A 21,859-nucleotide genomic window follows, 5' to 3' on the forward strand; every position below is an offset into this window, starting at 1 on the left:
CGACCGGGCCACCACCGACCAAAGGAGGGGGCACCCCGGTCCTCGGGCGGCAGGACGCCCGACCACGGCCCGAGGTGGCGGCACCGGCCCAACCGGGAGCGTGGGCGTCGTCCACCTCGACCGTCAGGAGAAGCTCATGGCCCGTCCGATCCCCGTCTGGCTCGTCGCCGTCACCGCCGCCGCACTCGCCCTCGTGATCTGGGGGCTCGCGGTCCCCGTCGCCGGCGTCGACCTCGAAGCGGGCACACCCACGCAGACGATCGGCGCACCGGCCGTCGTGCTCACCGTCCTCGTCGTCACCCTCGGCGCCTGGGGCGTCCGCACCCTGCTCCGCCGCCGGACGGCCGTCGCGTGGCGGCTGACCTGCGGCATCGTCCTGCTGATCTCGCTGCTGGGGCCGCTCAGCGCATCGTCACCCGCGGCCGTGGCCACGCTGGCGGCGCTCCACCTGACCGTCGGCACGGTCCTCGCGGTCGGCCTGGACCCGCGGCGCGTTCCGGTCCGCACGCCCGCCCTGGCAAGCTGACCGGGCCGGGGGCCGACGAGGGTTTTCTGCTCCTCGGCCCCCCGGGCCGTTCCACCACACGATCTTGGCGGCTATGCTCTCGTCGGGAGATGCGTGGGAGCGCTCTCGCACACTGATATCGCGCCGGAAGCCACGACGCACCGCCCGCACTGCAGCGGGGGAGGTCGGGGAGCAGCAGGCGCCACTGCCGAGCACTCGAGGGGCAAGTCCATGCGGTACGGCCAGTTTGACGACGAGGCACGCGAGTACGTCATCGAGACGCCTCACACGCCCTATCCGTGGATCAACTACCTGGGCTCCGAGCAGTTCTTCTCGCTCATCTCGCACCAGTCCGGCGGGTACTCGTTCTACCGCGACGCCAAGATGCGCCGCCTGACGCGGTACCGCTACAACAACATCCCCGCCGACGCGGGCGGCCGGTACTTCTACGTGAACGACGGCGGCGACGTGTGGACCCCGTCGTGGCTGCCGGTCAAGGCGGACCTCGACCACTTCGAGACCCGCCACGGCCTCGGCTACACGCGCATCACGGGCGAGCGCCGCGGGATCTCCGTCGAGACCCTGTTCTTCGTCCCCATCGGCGAGACGGCGGAGATCCAGAAGGTCACCGTCACCAACACGTCCGACGCCACGAAGTCGATCAGCCTCTTCTCGTTCGTCGAGTTCTGCCTCTGGAACGCGCAGGACGACCAGACGAACTACCAGCGCAACCTCTCCATCGGCGAGGTCGAGGTCGAGCAGGACGGGCCGTACGGCTCGGCCGTCTTCCACAAGACGGAGTACCGGGAGCGCCGCGACCACTACGCCGTCTACGGCGTGAACACGCACGCGTCGGGCTTCGACACCGACCGCGACACGTTCGTCGGCGCCTACAACGGCCTCGGCGAGGCGACCGTCCCGCGCGCGGGGAAGTCCGCGGACTCCGTCGCGTCCGGCTGGTACCCGGTCGGCTCGCACTCGATCGAGCTCACGCTCGAGCCGGGCGAGTCCCGGTCGCTCACGTACGTGCTCGGCTACGTCGAGAACCCGGACGAGCAGAAGTGGGCCGACGACGCCCACCAGGTCATCAACAAGGAGCCCGCGCACGCGCTGCTGGGCCGCTTCGCGACGACCGAGCAGACCGACGCCGCGTTCGAGGCGCTGCGGGCGCACTGGACCGGGCTGCTGTCGACGTACTCGGTGACGAGCACCGACGAGAAGCTCGACCGGATGGTCAACATCTGGAACCAGTACCAGTGCATGGTCACGTTCAACATGTCGCGCTCGGCGTCGTTCTTCGAGACCGGCATCGGCCGCGGCATGGGCTTCCGCGACTCCAACCAGGACCTGCTCGGCTTCGTGCACCTGATCCCGGAGCGGGCCCGCGAGCGCATCATCGACATCGCGTCGACGCAGTTCGAGGACGGCTCGGCGTACCACCAGTACCAGCCGCTGACCAAGCGCGGGAACAACGACATCGGGTCCGGCTTCAACGACGACCCGCTGTGGCTGATCGCCGGCGTGGCCGCGTACATCAAGGAGACCGGCGACGACGCGATCCTCGACGAGCTCGTGCCGTTCGACAACGCGCCCGGCTCCGAGGTCCCCCTCTTCGAGCACCTGGTCCGCTCGTTCCAGTTCACGGTCGACAACCGTGGGCCGCACGGCCTGCCGCTCATCGGCCGCGCCGACTGGAACGACTGCCTCAACCTCAACTGCTTCTCGACCACCCCGGGCGAGTCGTTCCAGACCACGGAGAACCAGGCCGGCGGGCACGCCGAGTCGGTGTTCATCGCCGCGCAGTTCGTGCTCTACGGCGCCGAGTTCGCGGAGCTGGCGTCGCGCCGCGGCCTGACCGAGGTGGCCTCGCAGGCCCGCAAGGTGGTCGACGAGGTCCGAGCCGCCGTCCTCGAGCACGGCTGGGACGGCGAGTGGTTCCTGCGCGCCTACGACTTCTACGGCAACCCCGTCGGCACCGACGCCAAGCCCGAGGGCAAGATCTGGATCGAGCCGCAGGGCTTCGCCGTCATGGCCGGCATCGGCGTGGACGGGCTGGAGACGAGCTCGCCGGCCATCAAGGCGCTCGACTCCGTCGGCGAGATGCTGGGCACGCCGCACGGCCTGGTACTCCAGTACCCCGCGTACACGACGTACCAGATCGAGCTCGGCGAGGTCTCCACCTACCCGCCCGGGTACAAGGAGAACGGCGGCATCTTCTGCCACAACAACCCGTGGGTGATCATCGGCGAGACCGTGGTCGGCCGCGGCGCGAAGGCGTTCGACTACTACAAGCGGATCACGCCGGCGTACCGCGAGGAGATCTCGGACACGCACAAGCTCGAGCCGTACGTGTACGCGCAGATGATCGCGGGCAAGGAGGCGTCGCGCGCCGGCGAGGCCAAGAACTCGTGGCTGACCGGCACGGCGGCGTGGAACTTCGTCGCGGTGTCGCAGTACCTGCTCGGCGTGCGCCCGGACTACGACGGTCTGGTCGTCGACCCGCAGATCGGCCCGGAGGTCCCCTCCTTCACCGTGACGCGCGTGGCTCGCGGCGCGACCTACCAGATCCACGTGACCAACTCCGGGACCGAGGGCGCCCGCGGGCGCCTGACCGTCGACGGCACGCCGGTCGAGGGCAACCTCGTCCCCTACGCCGCCCCGGGGCAGGTCGTCCGGGTCGAGGTGACCGTCTGACCCCGCGGGGTCCCGACGGGATGCTGCGATGACGGCTGTCCAGGACATCGAAGCGCTTGCGCCGCCCGCCCTCGAGACGTCGCGGGTGGTCACCCTCCGCAATGCGACGTGGGAGCTCGACGTGCTCCCGGGCACGGGTGCCGCCCTCGCCGGCGGTCGTGTCCGCACGTCCGACGGGRTCTGGCGCGACCTCCTGCGCCCGACGCGGCGGTCCGCCCTGGGCCAGCCGGAGAAGTGCTCGAGCTTTCCGATGGTGCCGTGGTCCAACCGGATCAGCGACGGGCTGCTGACGTTCGGCGGCCGCACGTGGCAGCTCCAGCGCAACGGTGCGGACGGGACCGCCATCCACGGCGCCGTCGCGTACTCGGCGTGGTCGGTCGTCGAGCGGTCGGACAGCCGGGTCGTCCTCGAGCTCGACACCACCGGACTGGTCGGCGTGAACTTCCCCTGGCAGTTCCGGGCGCAGATCACGTACACGCTCACCGGCGGCCGGCTCACCGTCGGGACCTCCGTGCGCAACGTCGACGTCGAGCCCTTCCCGGCGGGCTTCGGGCACCACCCGTACCTGCAGCGCACGCTCTCCCCGGTGGGCACGTCGGCGCCGCCGACGCCCGGCCAGCCCGTCCTCGAGGTCCCCGCACGGAAGGGCTACTCGCTGGTCAACGCCCTGGCCCAGGGGCCGGCGGGCGACGTCCCCGCGCGCGCCGACTTCCGGGTCGCCCGACGACTCGGCCTGGGGTTCGTCGACGACGTCCTCACCGACTGGGAGCCGGGCGCACCGGTGCGGATCACGTACGAGGACCTCGGCGTCGCGGTCGACGTGCACGCCGACCCCGTCTACGCGCACCTCGTCGTCTACGCCCCGCGGCGCCGGTCGTACTTCGCGGTCGAGCCCGTGACCAACGTGAACAACGGCTTCTCGCTGCACGCCGCGGGCGTCCCGGGCACGGGCGTCTTCGTCCTGGAGCCGGGCGAGGAGCGCTGCGGCGCGTTCACCATGACCGTGCGGGGTTGAGTTCGGCGGCAGCGACCCATCCGGGTATGCTCTCTGCCGGACCGATCCTGTCGGTCACGCGGGTGTAGTTCAGTGGCAGAACTTCAGCTTCCCAAGCTGATAGCGCGAGTTCGATTCTCGTCACCCGCTCCCAGCACCTCACTGCGACCGCAGCAGTCGCACCCCTCACGCCCGCGCAGGGCCGGATCCCCACCCTCCTGAGGATCCGGCCCTGCGACGTCTTCCCAAGAGTGCGCCAGTAATGGCGTCGAGTCAAGCAGTCATTGACTGTCGTCACGGCGTTCATCTGACCGCCGCCGGGTGTTCGCCGCGGGTCCGCCTCGCGTCGGTCAGCGCCGGACGGAGCGCGAACTGAGACACTCCCCTCGTGAGCGCAGCCCGCAGCGAGCTGAAGAACATCGGCTACGAGCTCTTCATCGGAGCGCTGTCGCTGCTGTCGATCTTCAACCTCGTCCTCATCGCCTTCGCCCGTCGCGGCGGCGACCTGGACGAGGTCCTCCTCGTGATGAACGCGATCTTCAGCGGGATCTTCCTGATCGACTTCAGCTACCGGCTGGCGACCGCTCCCTCGCGCAACGGCTACTTCTTCCGGCACTTCGGGTGGGCCGACCTGCTGGCGAGCCTGCCGTTCCCGCAGCTCAAGTTCCTGCGCATCTTCCGCCTGGTCCGGGTCTTCCGGCTGCTGCGCGAGACGGGCGGCCGGCGCGTGCTGCGCAGGCTGGTCCGGGACCGCGCGGGCAGCGCGCTGTACACCCTGCTGTTCACCGGCATCCTCGTGCTCCAGTTCGGCAGCATGGCCATCCTCGCCGTCGAGGACAACGCCCCCGACGCGAACATCACCGACGCGTCCGACGCGCTCTGGTACACGATCGTGACCATCTCCACCGTCGGCTACGGCGACCGCTACCCGGTGACCAACGAGGGCCGCGTGATCGGGGCCATGATCATTGTCGTCGGCGTCGGCATCTTCGGGACGTTCACCGGCTACCTGGCCAACTTCTTCCTGTCGCCCCGCAAGCGCGCGCCCAAGCCGGCCGACGAAGCCGCCGTGCCGCTCGACCGGCTGCGCGCGCTGCTGGCCATGCCGGGCGCCACCCTCGCAGACGTCGACCGGCTGCTCGCGCTCCAGCGCGACGCGCCCCCGGGCGACGAACAGCCCGTCAGCTGAGGTCGAGCGCCAGGGTCCGCCCCCACTCGTGCTGCTCCGCCAGCACGAACCCGACCCGCTGGTAGAACGCGATCGCGCCCCCGTTCCTGTCGTCCACACCGAGGTACATGCCCGGGACACCGCGGCCGCGCAGGGCCTCCGACAACGTCTCGACCAGCCGGCGCCCGAGCCCCTGGCCCTGCGCGCGCGGCAGCAGGTCGATGTGCATGTGCGCCGGGAACCGCTCGACCAGGGCCTCGTCGGCACGCGGCCAGTCGTGGATCCGCTGCACGAGCACGTGGTCCTCGGTGCCGTCGCGCGGATCCTCGCGGAGCGGGTAGCGCGCCCGCAGCGCCGGCCACCACGCCTGCTCGAGCCACTGCTCGAACCGGGCGGTGTCGGCCGTCGCCACGATGTAGCCGACGATCCCGAGCTCGTCGACGACGACGAACGTGAGACCGGGATCCGCGATCGGGTACGGGCCCGCGTAGAGGTGCGCCAGCAGGTCGGGGTCGCGGTACAGAGCCCTGGCGTCGCCGCCGACCTCGCCCGTGAGCAGGCAGATGCGGTAGATCGACGGCAGGTCGGACGGGTGGAACGGCCGGATGACAGCGGGCATGAGCACGACCTTCTCACGCCTCGTTCACCGCTTGCGTGCCGCATTCGTTCCAGGATCGCGCCCGACGTGCCGATGACTCAGGTGTGACGCTCCTCACCGACACCACCCCCGACGTCCTGCACCAGGTGTTCGTCGTCGCCGTCGGCAAGTGCGACGACGACGGCAACCCGCTGGGCCCGCTGTACAGCGTGCTGAGCTGCGCGCCCGAGCTCCATGCGAGCGCGGTCGTGGCGACGCCCGCCGAGGCGTTCGCCCTCGCCCGCGAGCGGATCGACGCCCAGGCGCACCCCGAGTCGTACGAGATCGTCAGCCTGCTGGACTGACCTCCTCGACCGGCCGCGCCACCTGGCGCAGCGGCCGGAAGAACGTCCGCAGGTCATCGACCAGCACGTCCGGCGCCTCCAGCGCCGCGAAGTGACCGCCCCGCGCGTGCTCCGTCCAGTGCACGAGCCGGTGCGCCCGGGCGTCGACGTGGCGGATCGCCGGGTCGGTCGGGAACAGGGCGTGGCCGAACGGCACGTCGTCGGCCACGGCCTCCCGGGGTGCGGCGACGCGGTTCTCGAAGTAGAGGTGCGTGGACGTCGCGCCCGACCCCGTCACCCACAGGAAGGTCGCCAGGTCGAGCAGGTGGTCGCGACCGACGGCCTCGGCCGGGTCGTCGACCGCCGGGTCGGTCCAGTCGTGCACCTTGTCGACGATCCACGCGAGCTGCGCCACCGGCGAGTCCGCCAGCGCATAACCGAGGGTGTGCGGCCGGGTGGACTGCAGCGCCGCGTACCCGGTGTCGGTCTCGCGGCGACGCGACGCCCACGCCAGCCGCTCGCGCTCGGCATCCGTCCCCGCCTCGTGAACCTCCGGCACGTCGAGGTTCCCGTGCACGTGCACCCCGACCACCCGCCGGGGCGCCACCCGCCCGAGCTCGGGCGAGACGACCGACCCCGTGTCTCCGCCGGCCGCGCCATAGCGGTCGTATCCGAGCGACTCCATGAGGGTCGCCCAGGCTCGGGCGATCCGGCGGTGGTCCCAGCCTGGGCCGGCGAGCGGCGTCGAGAGCCCGACGCCGGGCAGCGACGGGACGACGACGTGAAAGGCGTCCGGCCCCGGCGCGGTCAGCTCCGGCAGCAGGTCCAGGTACTCGAGCACCGACCCCGGCCAGCCGTGCGTGAGCACGAGGGGCAGCGCCGACGGGTCCGCCGAGCGCGCGTGCAGGGCGTGGAACGTCTGGCCCTCGATCTCGACGAGGACCTGTGGGACGGGGTCGAGCCGGGCCTCGACGACGCGCCAGTCGTACTCGTCGAGCCACGAGGACACCAGTCCGCGCAGGTAGTCCACCGGGACGCCGCGCGACCAGCCGGCACCGGGCACGGTCGCGGGCCAACGCGTCCGGCGCAGGCGGTCGCGGAGGTCGTCGAGGACCTCGTCGGCAACGTGCACGGCGACCGGCCGCACCGAGGTCAGGCGGGGGCCGACGCGGTGTACGTCTTCTCCGGCCAGTAGGCCCACTCCTCGAACAGCTCGGCACGCCCGTCGGGGCCGAACCGGAGCACCCACAGGTCGCGGTACTCCTGCGGCTCGTCGCCGCCGTACCGCACCTCGACGCGGACCACCGCGTCCCGGCCGTCGGCCGCGATGACGTTCGCGGTCATCTCGAAGGGTGTGTCGTCCTTCCAGAACCCGCGGATGGCGTCGATGCCCTCCAGCGGCTCCGGGTCGTACGGCGAGCGCAGGTACCGGGCGTCCTCGTGGAAGAGCCGGTCCAGCCCGTCCGCGTCCTGCGCCCGCCACGCCTGCTCGTACCGCTCGACCCAGCCCGTGACCGCGTCCCTGCCCATGGCGTGCTCCTCGCGCTCGACGGAGTGTCGGTGCGTCGAGTCTGCACCGGGCGTCCGACATCGTCACTGCACGCGCGGTCCCGCCTCCCCGCGCCGCAGCACGGACAGCTCCACGCGCGAGCGCAGCTGCTCGGCGGGCAGGACGTGCGCGAGGTCCGCGAGCACGCCGTCGCAGGCCGCGACGACGGCGTCGAGGTCGGAGTCGGGGTCGACCGTGGCGCGCAGGCGCACGACGAGCTCGCCGCGATCGGCCAGGACGGCGCCGCGCGCGGACCGGACCAGGGGGTCGTCGGCGAGCACCTCGGCGGCGGTGGCGACGGCGGGACCGGGGTCGACCACCAGCCGGCCGGCCTGCTCCCCCGCCGGCAGCCGCAGCGACCCGACGGAGCGGCGCGGCAGGTGCGCGAGCAGCCACCAGAGGCCGAGCAGCACGAGCAGGACGCCGACGACGCCGGCGAGGGCGGCGTAGCTCGACGCCTCGGTCACCTGGGCCGTGTCGACCGCCACCGACGACGGCACGTCCGGCCACACGTCGCCGAGGAAGCCGACCTGCCACCCGACCGCGGCGACGCCGAGGACGAGGAGCACGAGCCCGAGGAGCAGGAGGGCCACCCGGTCGAACGCGAGGACCGATCGCCTCATCGCCGGTCACCCCCCGCGTGCAGGCCTGCGGTCACCCTGCTGGTCACGCGGACGGAGAGGGGCTGCACCAGGGGCGCCAGGCGCGCCGTGACGGCGGCCCGCACGGCGTCGGCGACGTCGTCGCCCTCCAGGGTGGTCACGGTGACCGTGACCGAACGTCGGGTGGCGGTCGCCCGGGCGGACAGCACCCGGTCCACGTCGTCGGCGGCCGCTGCCGCGAGCCGGGCGGCGTCGGCGATGCCGATCGTGGTGCCCGCCGACGACGTCACGGCGAGCCGCGTGCGGACGCGGCGCCCGAGCGCGATCACCACGAACCACAGGCCGAGCAGCGCCAGCAGCGCGCCGACCACGGTGACGAGCGCCGACGGTGCGACGCCGTCGAGGCGGTCCAGGGCGGGGGCGATCCACGGCTCGCCGTCGATGGTGCCGGCAGCGACGAGGGCCTCGCGGACCACGAGCACGCCGACCGCGACGACCAGCACCGCGAGCGCGATGCTCCACCAGGCGACCCGGCCGGCGCGGGTCGCCGCGGCGGCGGGCGCGAAGGCGCGCGGAGTCTCGACGTGGGTCATCGCACCCTCGCGACCGGTCGGGAGTCGGCCGTGGGACGCACGACCTCGCGCACGGCCACGCCGACGTACGCGACGTCCTGGCCGGCCTGGCGCTCGAGCTCGCGACGCACGGCCTCCTGCACCTGCGTCGTGACCCGGGCGGCGGAGGCGGGCCAGACGATCGCGACCTCGACCTCGACCCGCGCGCGGGTGCCGGCGCGCTGCCAGTGCACCCGGGGGTAGCCGCGACCGAGCCGGCGCTCGATCGACCCCGCGGACTCCTCCGGCGCGACACCCGGCACCTCGAGCGTCACCTGGCGGGCGATCCGCGTGAGCGCGCGGTCCGCGATGGTGAGCGTGCCGCGGGCGTCAGCCACGGCGTCGGCCCGCGACCAGGCCGGAGACGTCGAGGCGACCCTCGACGACCAGACCGACGAGCACCCCGACCGCGGCGAGCACGAGGGCGAGCACGAACATGCTGAACCCGCCCACGGCGGCGACGAGCGCGAGCAGCAGGCCGGCGAACAGCCCGATGGCGACAGCTGACATGGTGACTCCTCAGACGATGGTGTCGATGTCCTCGACGTGGACGCGGACGGGCATCGGCGCGATCGCGGAGACCGCACGCCGGATGCGGGCGGCGGTGTCGGGCACGGGGACCAGGTCGGAGACGACGACGTGCACCTCGGTGCCCTCGTCGTCGATGCGGACTCCCGTGACCCGGCGGCCGGGCAGGTAGGTGCCGAGCTCGCCGAAGCGACCGCCGTGGAGACGGACCACGCCGGGCACGGCGAGGACGGCGACGGCCACGGCCTCGGCCGGGGTGAGCGGGTCGACGGCGACGTCGCCGATGACGACGACCTCGGGCGCGGGCTCGACCAGGTCGAGGGGGACGACGTCGGGTGCCACCTCCAGCGGCGTGGGCACCGGAGCCTCGTCGGGACCCGTCACTGGACCCGCTGCTCCTGGGGGGCGGCCGGCTTCGCGTCGTCCTGGGGCAGGTGCACGTCGTTGACGGAGACGTTGACCTCGACCACGTGCAGGCCGGTCATCTGCTCGACCGCGCTGATCACGTTCCGGCGGATGCCGTTGGCCAGGTCGGCGATCGAGACGCCGTACTCGGCCACGAGGTCGAGGTCGACGGCGGCCTCGGTCTCCCCGACCTCGACGGACACGCCCTGGGAGTGGTTGGTGCGCGCGCCGGGGATGCGCTCGCGCAGCGTGCCCATGGCCCGGGCGGCACCGCCGCCGAGGGAGTAGACACCGGTGACCTCGCTCGCCGCGATGCCGGCGATCTTGCTGACGACGGTGTCGGCGATCGTCGTGCTGCCCTCGGGGGTGACGAGCGCGCTCTGGCGGGAGCGGGTGGTGGGGGCCGTGACGGTGGACTCGCTCATGGTGACCTTCTCTCGACGACGTCCGCGCGCGGTCGGCGCGTGCTCCTGGTTGGTCGCCGTCCTGTCCGGTTCGTCACGCGATGATGGTGTGACCTGCGTCACATCGGCCGGGATGCGCCGCGCGGGCAGGAGGCACACAGTGCTCGGGATGGACGAGCGCGAGGTTCCCGACGACGTGCTCGCCCGGCGCGCCGGCCTCGGCGACCGCCGGGCGTTCGCCGACCTGGTCGACCGCCACGGCCCGGCGCTCTATCGCTATGCCCGTCGGATGCTCGATGATCCTCGGGACACCGAGGACTGCGTGCAGGAGGCGTTCGTCGCCGCGTGGACCGCGTTGCCACACTTCGAGGGCAGGTCGACGCTGCGCACCTGGTTGTTCGCCATCACGGCGCACAAGGTGCGGTCGCTGCAGCGCAGGCGCCCCCGCACCGCGCTCCCCCTGCCGTTCGCCCCGGACGACGCGGTCGATCGCCGCGCGGTCGACCCGCAGCGGTCGGCCGAGGACGCGGACCTGCTCGAAGCGCTGAACGTGGCGCTGCGTGAGCTCCCACCGGGCCCACGGTCGACGTGGCTGCTGCGGGAGGTGGAAGGTCTGACCTACGACCAGATTGCCGAGGTCTCCGGCACGACGACGAGCACCGTCCGCGGGCAGCTCCACCGGGCGCGGGCACACCTGATCCAGCGGCTGGAGGCGTGGCGATGAACGGGGACCAGCTCCTCACCCAGGCCGCCCGCACCTTGCGCGAGCACACCGATTCCGGCTGGGTCGCCCTGCGGGACGACGTCGTCGCCGCGGCCGTGCGCGCCTTCCGGCCCTCGGCACGCGTGCGCGGCCGGCTGCCCGACGGCGAGCTGTGGGTGGCGTCGAGCGTCCTGGTCGCCCGCGCGCGGGAGTCGCTGGCCGACGTCCCGCAGGCCGGCGCCCTGCGGATCACGTGCACGACCACGCCCGACGACGACCTGGACCGGCTCACCGTCGAGGTCGTCGCGCTCTACGGCACGCCGCTCCTCCCGCTCGCCGACGAGGCCCGCCGCCGGGTGGCGACCGCCGTGGCGCAGACCCTCGGGCTCGCCGACCCGCCGCTGGCCCGCGTCCGCGTGGACGTCTCCGTCGGCGACGTCACCGACGACGAGCGACGGCTGTGAGCGCTACGCCGGCGTGATGTCGCCGAGCGTCCACGAGCGGTCGAAGTACGGCTCGAGCGGCCCGTAGAACCGGAAGTATGAGAACCAGTGCTGACCGGGGATGGTCTGGACCCAGTTGTCCTCCCGGCCGGCCGGCGCCTGCGGTCCGAACCACAGGTCGACCGACCCGTCGGCGTTGCGCACGAGCTCGGCGTCGCGCGAGCCGCGGTCGCCGCGCTGCTGCTCGTTGTCGATCAGGCAGCGCGTCCGGACGTCGTAGACGGTGGCCGACCAGAACCCCGCCGCGGGCACGTCGGCCGGGACGTGCAGCGTGTAGTCGCGGCCGCCGTCGAGCCACTCGCCGTCGGACGCGACGTAGGACGCGAGGTACGCCTGCCCCTTCCCCGGTGTCTGGCTCTTCATGGCCTCGGAGAAGCTGACGGCCTCGTAGAACCACGACGCCCGCTCGAACAGCTCGTCGTACCAGGGCCCGCGCTGCGCCGAGCCGGTCATGGGCACCGCGAGGTCCCAGGCGCGGTCGGGCCAGTACCGCGACCCCTCGAAGCGCTTGGCGAACGTGTTGGCCTGGGCCATGAGCTCACCGGCCTCGGCGCCCTGCGTGAGGATCCGCTGCAGACGCTCGTCGGGCGTGAACGGTGCGCCCTTCTCGATCCCGAGCTGCCGCATCATCGCGAGGAAGAACCGGTCGCGCTCGTCGACGACCTCGTCCTGGTAGATCGCGTGCAGCAGCGCGAAGTAGGCGAGGCCACGGGGCTGGTCGCCGTCCCAGCGCCGGCCCTCCGGCGACAGGACGCGGGTGGGCGGCGCCGCCTGGCCGTCGAGCCGCGTGATCCGCAGCCCGTCGACGATGCCCTGCGCGCGCACGGGGTCGGGGTCGAGCGTGCGGAAGCCGAACATCACGTTCATCCCCGTGGCGCGGTGCACGTAGTACTCGCCGTCCAGCGTCGGCTCCTCGGTGCCCGGCGGCAGGATGAGGTGCCGGCCGCCGCCCCCCTGGTCGGGTCCCATCTCGCCCAGGATGGCGAACTCCCGCTGCCAGAAGTCCGACGCCCCGCCGGCCACGGGACCGGGCGGGACCTCGACCACGAGCGGGCCCGTGCGGCCCAGGTCGATGAACGCGACGAGGTACGGGGTGGTCGCGTTGGCCGTGATCAGGCCGAGCCGGTCGGCGTACGTGACGTAGTGGACGATGTCGTAGTCCGTCGCCATGAAGACCGTCCGGTGCTGCTGCTGCCACTGCGCGTACGAGACCAGCGGCAGGGCCCAGAGGTACACCTGCGTGGCCAGCTGGAGGTCGAGCGCGTCGAACACCAGGGGCAGGTCCGCGCGGGCCGGCAGCTCACCGTCGAGGCGGACACGGCCGAGGTCGGAGGGCAGTGTCATGGCCTGAGTCTGGTGCGGACACGCAGGGCCGGCCAGCGCAGCGACCCCGGGACGTAGGACACACTCCTCTGTGTGACCGACCTGCTCTCGTCCCCCCGCCTGCAGGGCGAGTCGGGAGCCGTCGATCATCGCGCGGACTGGTCGTGGCTCCCCGACCCCGCCGACGTCCCGTCCACGGCCGACCTCGCGCGCGCGCGCGACGAGGCCGAGCGCCTTCTTGCGGACCACGGCGTCACGTACGGCGCGGACCAGGAGGACGGCGAGCACCCGTGGCACCTGGACCCCTTGCCGGTCATCGTCGACGAGCCCGAGTGGGCCCGCCTCGACGCCGGCCTCGTGCAGCGCGCGGAGCTGCTGGACGCGATCCTGCAGGACGCCTACGGCCACCGCGCGCTGCTCACGGACAAGCTCCTCCCGCCGACGGTCGTGCTCGGGCACCCCGGGTTCGTCCGCGCGGTCGACGGGCTGCGGCTGCCCGGCGGCCGCGAGCTCGTGCTGACGGCGACCGACCTGGTCCGCGACAGCGCCGGAGCCTGGTGCGCGGTGGCCGACCGCACCCAGGCGCCCTCGGGCGTCGGTTACGCGATGGAGGACCGGCGGATCGTCTCGCAGGTGCTCTCCGGCGTGTACCGGCAGGCGTCGATCCAGCGGCTCGGGCCGTTCTTCCGGGCGCTGCGGCTCGCGCTGCGCGACGTCGCGCCCGGGGACGCCGAGCAGCCCCGGGTCGTGCTGCTGACCTCCGGACCGGCCAGCGAGACGGCGTTCGACCAGGCCTACCTCGCGTCCATGCTCGGCCTCCCCCTCGTCGAGGGCTCGGACCTGCTGGTGCGGGACGGACGGGTCTGGATGCGCGGCGTCGAGGGCCTCGAGCCCGTCGACGTGGTGCTCCGGCGCGTCGACGCGGAGTGGTGCGACCCGTTGGACCTGCGGCAGCGGTCCCGGCTCGGCGTCCCCGGGCTCGTGCGCGCCGTGCGGGCCGGCACCGTCAGCGTGGTGAACCCTCTGGGCAGCTCGGTGCTGGAGAACCCCGCGCTGCTCACCTACCTGCCCCGGCTGGCCAACGCGGTGCTCGACCAGGACCTCGCGCTGCCGTCGGCGCCCACGTGGTGGTGCGGCGAGCCGAGGTCGCTGCAGCACGTGGTGAGCCGGCTCGAGCACCTCGTGATCCTGCCGACCGTGCGCGGCACCGACATCGGCACGATCCTCGGCTGGACGCTCAGCCACCGCGAGCGCGAGCAGCTCGCGGCCCGGATCACCGCCGAGCCGTGGCTGTGGGTCGGTCAGGAGCCCGTCGGACCGGCGGGTCCCACGATCGACGGGACGCCCGTCGGTGTCGGCAGCGACCTCCCGTCGGCGGAGGGCGTCGGCCCCGCGGACCTCGGCCCCCGGGCCGCGGTGCTCCGGACGTACGCGGTGGCGCACCGGTCGACCTACACCGTGATGGCGGGCGGGCTGGCGCGCGTCGCCGCCGGGCACGTCGTCTCGTCGGCCCTCGGCGCGGCCGCCAAGGACGTGTGGGTGCTCTCGACGCAGCCGGACGCCCCGCTCGAGCCGTGGGTCCCGTCCGACGAGTCGTCGGCCGGTCAGGCGCCGGCGGTCCGCCGCCCCGCCACCGGCATCTCGCCGCGCACCGCCGAGAACCTCTACTGGATGGGTCGCTACGCCGAGCGCGCCGAGGGCGCCACGCGCGTGCTCCGCGTGGTGATCGACCGCTGGGACGACTTCCACAGGCGGCCGGAGTCGGCGGGCGGTCGGGCGCTCGACGTGCTGCTCGCGTCGCTGACGCCCACCGACGAGGGCGTGCCCGCGTTCCGCGACCTCGTGCTCGACCCCGGCACACCGGGCACGGTCGCGCGGTCCGTCCGACGGCTCACCGCGTCCGCCGCCGCGGTCCGCGACCAGCTGTCGACCGACACGTTCGGTCCGCTCGCCCGCATCGACCGGGCGCTGCGCGACGAGCGGCACAAGACCCGCGGCCGGTCGCACGGCCCGGACGCCCTCGACCTCGGCGTGGAGGGGGGCGGCGCCGTCACCGCCGGGCTGCGACCCGCGCTCGAGAAGGTGCTCGAGGGGCTGCTCGCGGTCGCGGGCATCACGGCCGAGGGCCTGGTGCGCGACGTCGGCTGGCAGTTCCTCGACGCCGGCCGACGCATCGAGCGCGCGCAGAACCTGGTGGAGAACCTGCTGGCCATCGTCGTGCAGCGCCGGCCTGACGACGTCGAGTCGGTGCTGCGCGAGTCGGTGCTGCTCGCGCACGAGTCGGCCATCACCTACCGCCGCCGGCACCAGACCGGGGCCGGCCTGGCGGAGGTGCTCGAGCTCCTGCTGCTGGACGGCACCAACCCGCGGTCGCTCGCCTACCAGGTGGACCGGCTGCAGGAGGCCCTGGCGCTCGTGCCGCTGGCCGGCCGCGCGCCCGACCAGCGCGACCACCTGCTCGCCGACGTCGCCGACCTGCTGGCCGAGGTCGACGCCGCCGCGATCGCCGGGGCGACCACCGACGACGGGCGGCGCGCGAGGCTGGCGGAGACCCTCGAGTCGATGCTGTGGCGCCTGCACTCCGCGGCCGACGAGATCGAGCGGGTGCACTTCGTCCGCCGCGCACCGAGCCGCGCGCTCGAGGATCCGTGGGACGCCCGGGACGGTGAGGGACAGTGAGCCGCACCTACGACCTGGTGCACCGCACCACGTACACGTACGCCAACTCGGTGACGGACTCGTACGGCCGCACGACGATGACGCCCCGCGACGTCCCTGGCCAGGCGTGCCTGTCCACCCAGATCGAGATCGAGCCGACGCCGGCCGACACCGCGGCCCACGTCGACTACTACGGCAACCGGACCACGTATTTCGGGGTCACGACGCCCCACACGCGGCTCGTGGTCACGGCGCGGTCCACCATCGAGGTCACGCGCCACGCGCCCGACCCCGCCGCGCTGCCGACGGTCGGCTGGCACGAGGTCGCGCGCCGCGTCGCGGCCGGCGAGGTGGGCCGCCTCGACCCGAGCCTCGTCGACCTGCGCGAGGCGTTGCTGCCGTCGCCGCACGTGGCGTTCGCCGACGAGGTCTGCGAGTGGGCGGCGCCGACGTTCGCCGACGACCGCCCGGTGGTCGAGGTGCTGGTGGAGCTGGCGCACCGGATCCGCACCGAGCTGGCGTACCGCTCGGGCTCCACCACCGTGCACACCACGCAGGCCCAGCTGCTCGCGCAGAAGGCGGGCGTCTGCCAGGACTTCGCCCACCTGATGATCGCGGCCCTGCGCCTGCACGGTCTGCCCGCGCGGTACTCCAGCGGGTACATCGAGACCCGGCCGCCGGCGGGCCGCGAGAAGCTGCGCGGCGCGGACGCGTCGCACGCGTGGGTCTCCGCGTGGGTGCCCGGCGCGGGGTGGCTCGAGGTCGACCCGACCAACGACCAGCTGGTCGACGACCGGTACGTGCTGCTCGGCTGGGGTCGCGACTACGACGACGTCCCGCCGCTGCGCGGTGTGATCTTCACCGAGGGCTCGGGCTCGCGGCTGCAGGTCTCGGTCGACCTGGTGCCCAGCGGCAGCGAGCGGTTCCTCTAGCGCCGGGCCGTCGCCCGGTCCCGCAGCTCGTCGGGTGGCACGACGAACCCGCCGGCGTCCACGACGGTGCCGCCGACCGCCCGCCAGAGCGTGGCGACCACCCGGGCGACGGACGGCTCCACGCGCGACCGGGCGATGAGGTGCAGCTGCGACGGGTGCTCGCTGCGCAGCTCCTCGGGCTCCGGCGGGTGCCACGTGACGTGGTACGACCACGGCCCGAACTCCCGCCAGTCCAGCCGCGACAGCGCCACGGGGACCTCCCGCGAGCGCGCCGTCCGCACCGTGATCGACCCGTCGTACTCGAACGTGCCCGTCACGGAGAAGGCCGCGGGTCCCGACGAGTCCTGCTGCGGGTGGGGGACGTCCGTCGGACCCACGCGCGCGCCGGTCATCGCCGGCCGGACGAGCGGGAGGGCGTCCTGCGCCGAGAGGGGCACCGGCGACCAGAGCGTCAGGTCGACCGCCGACCCGGGGTCGGGCGTGACCAGCCGGGCGCGGTCCGCCGGCACGATGGCGCCTGCCGCGCGCCGGGCCGCGGCGGTCATCCAGCCGTAGACCAGGTCGAGCGGGGCGTTCTCGACGGCGGGCACCAGGGCGTACAGGTCGACGTCCTGCGAGGTCAGCCCGGCCGCGTGCGCGTCGGCGCGAGCGAGCGGGGTCGGGCCCTCGAGCGTCGCCACGGCGTCGATCCGCAGCACGCCCGCGACCGGTTGGGTCACGTCGACCGAGCTCCCCCGAAACCGCGCGCCGGTCATCGGTCGGGCGGTGGCCGCCGCCTGCGCCGCGCTCACCGGGGGCCGGGTCCACGCGGCGTCGGGGAACCAGGCTGCCGCGAGCGCGGCCACGTCCGTCCCGCGTGGCACCACGAGGACGTGCCGGCGGTCGAACTCCCCCGGGAGACTCACCTGCGGCTGGGTCATGGCCGCGCACCGTACACAGGTCGTGATGCGGGCGTGTTACGGCCCGGCGCGTCTGCGCGGCGAGTCCTCGCTGGTCACGCCGTTATCCACACGTTCGGCGGTGTTGCACACCCCTGTGGACACCGCCTGTGGACAACTGGTCAGCCGCGCACGTCGTGCAGGTGGTGCACCACGTCGTGCAGGAAGTACTGCCCGAGCGTCAGCACGGTGAACTCGGAGCCGTTCGACCGTCGCCCGGCGCGCTCCCACTGGTCGGCGGCCACCGAGTCGAACCGCGCGGCCGCGACGTCCGCGGCGTCCGACAGCTCGTCGGCCACCACGGCCGGGTCCTGCAGGTCGTACCGGTCCTCGAGCGCGGTGGCGTCCTGGTCCCAGTTCTCGAACAGCGGGTCCTCCTGCGTGAGCAGCAGCTCGAGGCGCCCGTCGAAGATGCGGAAGACGTCCCGCACGTGCGCGCCGTACTCGAGCGTCGACCACGTGGCGGGCGCGGGCCGGACCCGCGCGTCGGGGCGGTTCAGCGCAGCGACCCAGCGCGGCGCGAGGTCGCGCACGGTCCCGCCGATGGCCGGCCCGTCGACGTCCGTCGCCGTGAAGCCGCACTCCGGGCACCGCTGCGACAGCACCCACGTCCAGTCCTTGGTGTCCGGCTGGATCTCTTCGTTCGTCGTCATGGACCGCACGGTAGACGACGCGCCCGAGCAGCCGCAGCCATCGGCCGTCGATGTCCCGCCAACCGCTCAGCGCACCCGGACGACGTCGTCGCGCGTCTCGTCGAACCGCGCCGCGTCCGGCGACACGACCTCGCCGGCGATCCACTGGTCGTCGCGCACCCGCGTCTGCGCAGGTCCTGCCCCCATGCCCTTGCCCCCTTCGCCCCCTCGGGCGTCGCACGTCGCGGCCGGGCGAAGTTCCCCTCCGATCCTCGCCCAGCCGCCGCGCGCGCGTCCGCCACCTGCAGGGGTCGCCCTCGCTAGCTGGACGGTAGGGGGCGGCGCGTTGCAGGACCGTTGCAGCCGTCGGCTCAACCTCTGGGCGTCCCCGACCGTGTACAGGTCATGAGCACACTCATGCTGGGGGGTCGGTCCTCGCCGGGGGACGAGCCGTCGTCGGAGGACGCCTCGGTCCTGCCGTCGTCGGCGACCGCGTGGGACCGCGACGCCGAGTTCACCGCCTTCATGGCGGAGGCGACGCCCGCCCTGGCCCGGACGGCGTGGCTGCTGTGCGGCGACGCGCACCGCGCCGAGGAGCTCGTCCAGCAGGCGCTGATGCGCACCTACCTGGCGTGGTCGACGGCCCGCCAGCGCGACCCGCTGGCGTACACCCGGCGGACGCTGGCCAACCTGCGGATCGACACGTGGCGCAAGCACCGCCGGGAGGTGCTGACCTCGGTGCTCCCGGAGGTGTCCGTCGACGCCGGCGCCGACCGGCACGCCGAGCGCGACCGCCTGGTCCGGGCGCTCGCCACCCTCAGCCCGCGCCAACGACGGATCGTCGTCCTGCGCCACCTGGAGGGCCTCTCCGAGCGCGAGGTCGCCGACGACCTCGGCGTCTCGCTCGGCACCGTGAAGTCCACGGCGTCGCGCGGGTTGGGCCAGCTCCGCACCGCACTCACCGAAGGGAGCACGTCATGAGCGCCGACGAGGAGTTCACGCGCCACCTGCGCGAGCGGATCGACGCGGTCGGCCCGGCCATCACCGTCGACACGTCCGGTGTCATTCGCGGTGCCCGCCGCCGCCGGACCGTGGTCCGCAGCGGCGCCGCCACGGCCGCCGTCACCGCGGTCGCGCTGGTCGGCTGGCTCGCGGCCGCTCAGCCGTTCACCACGGCGACCGGCTACGCGCCGGCCGTCGAGCCCGAGCCGGTCGCGACGCAGGACGTGCCCACGCCGACGCCGTCCGCCACCACCGACGCGGCCGACGCGGGCTGGCCGGACGCGGCGTACTGGCACACCACGGTCGAGGTCCGTCAGGGCGCCGACGTCGAGGTCAACGAGACCTGGTACGGGCACACGGCGCCGGGCCTGATGGTCTCGGACGGCGACCTTGCCAGTGCGTCGGGCATGGGACCGGCGTCGTGGACCGACCTGCCGATCAACGGCGTCGACACGATCATCACCTGGGACGCCCTCTACGCGCTGCCCACCGATCCCGCGGTGCTCGAGCAGCTGCTCCGCGGCGCCGTGCAGCCAGACCGCCGGGCGGGCACCGACGACGAGAAGGTGTTCGGGATGATCCAGGACCTGATGAACAACAGTCCGGCGTCCCCCGCCCTGCGACGAGCCCTCTGGTCAGTCGCGTCAGGACTGCCGGGCGTCGTCGTGACCCCTGGGGCCACCGACACGAAGGGCCGGCCGGCGACGATGCTGGCCAACCCGACGGCCACCTTCTGGCCGGAGGCCCTGTACGTCGACCCGGACGACGGGCGGCTGCTCCAGGTGGACACTGCCGACGCCGTCGTGGTGTACCTGGACGCCGGCCCGGCGACGGCGCCGCCGGTCGAGCCGACCCTCGAGGGCAGCGGGTGCACCAGCTGGGCCACCTGCTGACCGACCCACCGGGGCGGGTCCGCGCGAGCGGGCCCGCCCTACCTGTGCCGCGGCACGTCGAGCCGACGGCCCAGGAGGTCCAGCCGGCCGGTCGCCCGGACGTGCACCGGCGAGCCCTTCGGCGCCAGCCACGCCAGCCGTTCCCACGCCTGCCAGTCGTCGGCGCCGGCGTCGGAGGCCAACCACCGGCTGACCACCGCGGGCAGCGGGCTGGCCAGCACGGCGGCCCGCAGGTCTGCCGTGAGCTCCTCGCGGATCCGTTCGACCCCGGGCGCGGCGGAGCGGGCGAGGACCGGCGCCGGGTAGGCCGTCAGCGCGGCCTCCGTGTCCCCGGCCTCGAGCAGCGCGTGCACCATGTCGGCGTCGGTCCGCAGCGGGGACGTGAGCCGGTAGGGCCGCGACTCGCTGAGCAGCGGGCCGACCAGCCGGCGCAGCCGTGAGACCTCGGCGCGGACCGTGACGTCGGACAGCTCGTGCTCGCTCAGCTGCACGGCGAGCTCGTCGGCGCTCAGCCCCGCCGGGTGCCGGGCCAGCAGCAGCAGGATCTCCGCGTGACGCAGGCTCAGCCGGATGTCTGCCGCGCCCACGTGAACCATCGGCGCACCCAGCACGCGCAGACGAGCGACCGGTCCCTGGGTCCGCAGCAGCGGCGAGGCCGGCGGCGCGGGCGCCGGGGCCACCCGCGCGAGCTCGGCCTCGATCGCCGCGACCGTCGCCCGGACCAGCGACATCACCAGCGGCGACGCGACGACGTCGCCCCCGGTGACGTCGAGGACGCCGAGCATCCGACCCTCGGGGGAGTGCACGGGGACGGCGGCGCAGTTCCAGGGGTGCACCCTGCGCGCGAAGTGCTCGGTCCCGACGACTTGCACGGGCTGGGCGGTGACCAGGGCGGTCCCGAGAGCGTTGGTCCCGGCGCAGTCCTCGCGCCAGACGCCGCCCTCGACGAACCCCACGCCCTCGACGCCGCGACGGACGGAGGTGTCACCCTCGACCCAGAGCATCCGGCCGACGTCGTCGGTCAGCGCGGTCACCCACCCCGCGTCCGCACCCGGGCGGACCAGCAGCTCCCGGACCACCGGCATCGCGGCCGCGAGCGCTAGGGCGCTGCGGTACCCGACGAGGTCGTTGCCGCCCATGTCGACCGGCACGTTCTCGACCTCGGGGTCGACACCGCTGCGCAGGCTACGGCGCCACGAGGCCGCGACGACCGAGCGCACCGCGCGGCTGGACAGCTGGCCCGTGGTGACGAACCGGTCGTGCGCAGCGCGGACGCGGGCGGAGTCGGTGAGCTCCGTCATCGCTCCTCCTCGCGCACGTCGTCGCGACCACGCGGACACGCGGTTGTCCGAAAGTGTACGAACTGGACACCCGTCCCGTCCCCTTCTTCACGCATGAGTCCGGGTCAGTCGGTCACCGGGGTGGTGGCTCGCCCGGGGCTCAGCGCCAGGATGATCCCGACGACGGTGATCACGAGCACGACGGCGACGAGCGCGACGATGATCGGGTCGACGCCCGCGAAGAACGCGGGCATCGCGGTGAGGACCGACAGCACCCGGGCACCGGCGGCGAGCCGCACCGCGCCCCGGCGGCGCTGGACCAGCGCGACGATCACCGCGACGACAGTCACCACCCCGAGCGCGACGTCCAGGTAGAGGATCGTGTCGGGCGGTCCGACCTCGCCGTCCGGCGTGTCAAAGCCCAACGAGGTGAAGTCCGAGAGGCCGAGCAGGCCGAGGATCACGAGGCCCACCTTGTTGCGCGTGAGCAGGGCGGGCCGCGGCGCGGCGGCGGTGGCGGTGGTCTGCTGGGACATGGGGACTCCTCAGTTCGTGGCGACCGCCGGTGGGCCGCCTGCGGACCACGCTGTCGCCGTCCGACCCCCCGCCGGATC

25 protein-coding genes and 1 tRNA gene are annotated in these 21,859 nt (G+C 73.6%); 12 read left to right on the forward strand and 14 right to left on the reverse strand.

What is annotated here, in order from left to right; genetic code table 11:
• Positions 1-136: 136 nt before the first annotated feature.
• The 5 genes from AC1DQC_RS14815 (at position 137) to AC1DQC_RS14835 (ending at position 5,382) form a co-directional block, all read left to right on the forward strand.
• On the forward strand, positions 137-526 hold the full coding sequence (locus AC1DQC_RS14815) for a DUF6069 family protein (RefSeq protein WP_477052012.1): 390 nt from the start codon (positions 137-139) through the stop codon (positions 524-526).
• Between the two features lie 210 nt (positions 527-736).
• Positions 737-3,199 carry a glycoside hydrolase family 94 protein gene (locus AC1DQC_RS14820; protein WP_477052013.1) on the forward strand — a complete coding sequence of 821 codons (2,463 nt, stop codon included), beginning with the start codon at positions 737-739 and terminating at the stop codon, positions 3,197-3,199.
• A 28-nt stretch (positions 3,200-3,227) separates the two neighbouring features.
• Positions 3,228-4,214 (forward strand): aldose epimerase family protein, encoded by a 987-nt coding sequence (locus tag AC1DQC_RS14825; protein ID WP_477052014.1) that lies wholly within the window; start codon positions 3,228-3,230, stop codon positions 4,212-4,214.
• Between the two features lie 58 nt (positions 4,215-4,272).
• Positions 4,273-4,343, forward strand: a tRNA-Gly gene (locus tag AC1DQC_RS14830).
• A gap of 238 nt (positions 4,344-4,581) precedes the next feature.
• Positions 4,582-5,382 (forward strand): ion transporter, encoded by an 801-nt coding sequence (locus AC1DQC_RS14835; protein WP_477052015.1) that lies wholly within the window; start codon positions 4,582-4,584, stop codon positions 5,380-5,382.
• On the opposite strand, the gene AC1DQC_RS14840 is transcribed toward AC1DQC_RS14835, so the two are convergent.
• Complete coding sequence (locus tag AC1DQC_RS14840) at positions 5,375-5,980, reverse strand: GNAT family N-acetyltransferase (protein WP_477052016.1); 606 nt, start codon at positions 5,978-5,980, stop codon at positions 5,375-5,377. The genes AC1DQC_RS14835 and AC1DQC_RS14840 overlap by 8 nt on opposite strands.
• Positions 5,981-6,063: 83 nt before the next feature.
• Here AC1DQC_RS14840 and AC1DQC_RS14845 point away from each other — a divergent pair, with 83 nt between their 5' ends.
• Positions 6,064-6,303, forward strand: a complete 240-nt coding sequence (locus AC1DQC_RS14845) for a hypothetical protein (protein WP_477052017.1) — start codon at positions 6,064-6,066, stop codon at positions 6,301-6,303.
• Here the strand turns inward: AC1DQC_RS14845 and AC1DQC_RS14850 are convergent.
• The 8 genes from AC1DQC_RS14850 to AC1DQC_RS14885 form a co-directional block, all read right to left on the reverse strand.
• Positions 6,287-7,429: an alpha/beta fold hydrolase gene (locus AC1DQC_RS14850; RefSeq protein ID WP_477052018.1), complete on the reverse strand. Its 1,143-nt coding sequence runs from the start codon at positions 7,427-7,429 to the stop codon at positions 6,287-6,289. The two genes, AC1DQC_RS14845 and AC1DQC_RS14850, sit on opposite strands and share 17 nt — an antisense overlap.
• Before the next feature lie 5 nt (positions 7,430-7,434).
• Complete coding sequence (locus AC1DQC_RS14855; RefSeq protein ID WP_477052019.1) at positions 7,435-7,812, reverse strand: nuclear transport factor 2 family protein; 378 nt, start codon at positions 7,810-7,812, stop codon at positions 7,435-7,437.
• A 63-nt stretch (positions 7,813-7,875) separates the two neighbouring features.
• The gene (locus AC1DQC_RS14860; protein WP_477052020.1) at positions 7,876-8,454 is read right to left on the reverse strand and encodes a hypothetical protein; all 579 of its coding nucleotides are present in this window, start codon (positions 8,452-8,454) and stop codon (positions 7,876-7,878) included.
• Entirely contained in the window at positions 8,451-9,026 is a 576-nt protein-coding gene (locus AC1DQC_RS14865; RefSeq protein ID WP_477052021.1) for a DUF6286 domain-containing protein, read from the reverse strand. The genes AC1DQC_RS14860 and AC1DQC_RS14865 overlap by 4 nt, the downstream gene beginning before the upstream one ends.
• Positions 9,023-9,382 carry an Asp23/Gls24 family envelope stress response protein gene (locus AC1DQC_RS14870; RefSeq protein WP_477052022.1) on the reverse strand — a complete coding sequence of 120 codons (360 nt, stop codon included), beginning with the start codon at positions 9,380-9,382 and terminating at the stop codon, positions 9,023-9,025. The genes AC1DQC_RS14865 and AC1DQC_RS14870 overlap by 4 nt, the downstream gene beginning before the upstream one ends.
• On the reverse strand, positions 9,375-9,554 hold the full coding sequence (locus AC1DQC_RS14875; protein WP_456825695.1) for a DUF2273 domain-containing protein: 180 nt from the start codon (positions 9,552-9,554) through the stop codon (positions 9,375-9,377). The genes AC1DQC_RS14870 and AC1DQC_RS14875 overlap by 8 nt, the downstream gene beginning before the upstream one ends.
• Positions 9,555-9,563: 9 nt before the next feature.
• Positions 9,564-9,932: a hypothetical protein gene (locus tag AC1DQC_RS14880; protein ID WP_477052023.1), complete on the reverse strand. Its 369-nt coding sequence runs from the start codon at positions 9,930-9,932 to the stop codon at positions 9,564-9,566.
• A gap of 20 nt (positions 9,933-9,952) precedes the next feature.
• Positions 9,953-10,402, reverse strand: a complete 450-nt coding sequence (locus AC1DQC_RS14885) for an Asp23/Gls24 family envelope stress response protein (RefSeq protein WP_477052024.1) — start codon at positions 10,400-10,402, stop codon at positions 9,953-9,955.
• Positions 10,403-10,550: 148 nt separating this feature from the next.
• Between AC1DQC_RS14885 and AC1DQC_RS14890 the strand changes: the two genes are divergently transcribed.
• Positions 10,551-11,105, forward strand: a complete 555-nt coding sequence (locus tag AC1DQC_RS14890; RefSeq protein WP_477052025.1) for an RNA polymerase sigma factor — start codon at positions 10,551-10,553, stop codon at positions 11,103-11,105.
• Complete coding sequence (locus AC1DQC_RS14895; protein WP_477052026.1) at positions 11,096-11,548, forward strand: hypothetical protein; 453 nt, start codon at positions 11,096-11,098, stop codon at positions 11,546-11,548. The genes AC1DQC_RS14890 and AC1DQC_RS14895 overlap by 10 nt, the downstream gene beginning before the upstream one ends.
• 3 nt (positions 11,549-11,551) lie before the next feature.
• Here AC1DQC_RS14895 and AC1DQC_RS14900 read toward each other — a convergent pair whose 3' ends face one another.
• Positions 11,552-12,931, reverse strand: a complete 1,380-nt coding sequence (locus AC1DQC_RS14900) for a DUF1254 domain-containing protein (RefSeq protein WP_477052027.1) — start codon at positions 12,929-12,931, stop codon at positions 11,552-11,554.
• 72 nt (positions 12,932-13,003) lie between these two features.
• Between AC1DQC_RS14900 and AC1DQC_RS14905 the strand changes: the two genes are divergently transcribed.
• Positions 13,004-15,589 (forward strand): circularly permuted type 2 ATP-grasp protein, encoded by a 2,586-nt coding sequence (locus AC1DQC_RS14905; RefSeq protein ID WP_477052028.1) that lies wholly within the window; start codon positions 13,004-13,006, stop codon positions 15,587-15,589.
• The gene (locus AC1DQC_RS14910; RefSeq protein ID WP_477052029.1) at positions 15,586-16,500 is read left to right on the forward strand and encodes a transglutaminase family protein; all 915 of its coding nucleotides are present in this window, start codon (positions 15,586-15,588) and stop codon (positions 16,498-16,500) included. Before AC1DQC_RS14905 ends, AC1DQC_RS14910 begins: the two co-directional genes overlap by 4 nt.
• Here AC1DQC_RS14910 and AC1DQC_RS14915 read toward each other — a convergent pair.
• Positions 16,497-17,420 carry a hypothetical protein gene (locus AC1DQC_RS14915; RefSeq protein WP_477052030.1) on the reverse strand — a complete coding sequence of 308 codons (924 nt, stop codon included), beginning with the start codon at positions 17,418-17,420 and terminating at the stop codon, positions 16,497-16,499. The two genes, AC1DQC_RS14910 and AC1DQC_RS14915, sit on opposite strands and share 4 nt — an antisense overlap.
• A 140-nt stretch (positions 17,421-17,560) precedes the next feature.
• Positions 17,561-18,091, reverse strand: coding sequence for a DinB family protein (locus tag AC1DQC_RS14920; protein ID WP_477052031.1), 531 nt, complete (start codon positions 18,089-18,091; stop codon positions 17,561-17,563).
• Between the two features lie 384 nt (positions 18,092-18,475).
• Between AC1DQC_RS14920 and AC1DQC_RS14925 the strand changes: the two genes are divergently transcribed.
• Both AC1DQC_RS14925 and AC1DQC_RS14930 read left to right on the forward strand, forming a co-directional pair.
• Complete coding sequence (locus AC1DQC_RS14925) at positions 18,476-19,051, forward strand: SigE family RNA polymerase sigma factor (protein ID WP_477052032.1); 576 nt, start codon at positions 18,476-18,478, stop codon at positions 19,049-19,051.
• Positions 19,048-19,965, forward strand: a complete 918-nt coding sequence (locus AC1DQC_RS14930; RefSeq protein ID WP_477052033.1) for a hypothetical protein — start codon at positions 19,048-19,050, stop codon at positions 19,963-19,965. Before AC1DQC_RS14925 ends, AC1DQC_RS14930 begins: the two co-directional genes overlap by 4 nt.
• Positions 19,966-20,003: 38 nt before the next feature.
• Here AC1DQC_RS14930 and AC1DQC_RS14935 read toward each other — a convergent pair whose 3' ends face one another.
• Both AC1DQC_RS14935 and AC1DQC_RS14940 read right to left on the reverse strand, forming a co-directional pair.
• Positions 20,004-21,266: a sigma-54-dependent transcriptional regulator family protein gene (locus AC1DQC_RS14935; RefSeq protein ID WP_477052034.1), complete on the reverse strand. Its 1,263-nt coding sequence runs from the start codon at positions 21,264-21,266 to the stop codon at positions 20,004-20,006.
• 104 nt (positions 21,267-21,370) lie between these two features.
• On the reverse strand, positions 21,371-21,781 hold the full coding sequence (locus AC1DQC_RS14940) for a hypothetical protein (protein ID WP_477052035.1): 411 nt from the start codon (positions 21,779-21,781) through the stop codon (positions 21,371-21,373).
• Between the last annotated feature and the right edge of the window lie 78 nt (positions 21,782-21,859).

Source organism: Cellulomonas sp. P4_H12 (genome assembly GCF_056400905.1).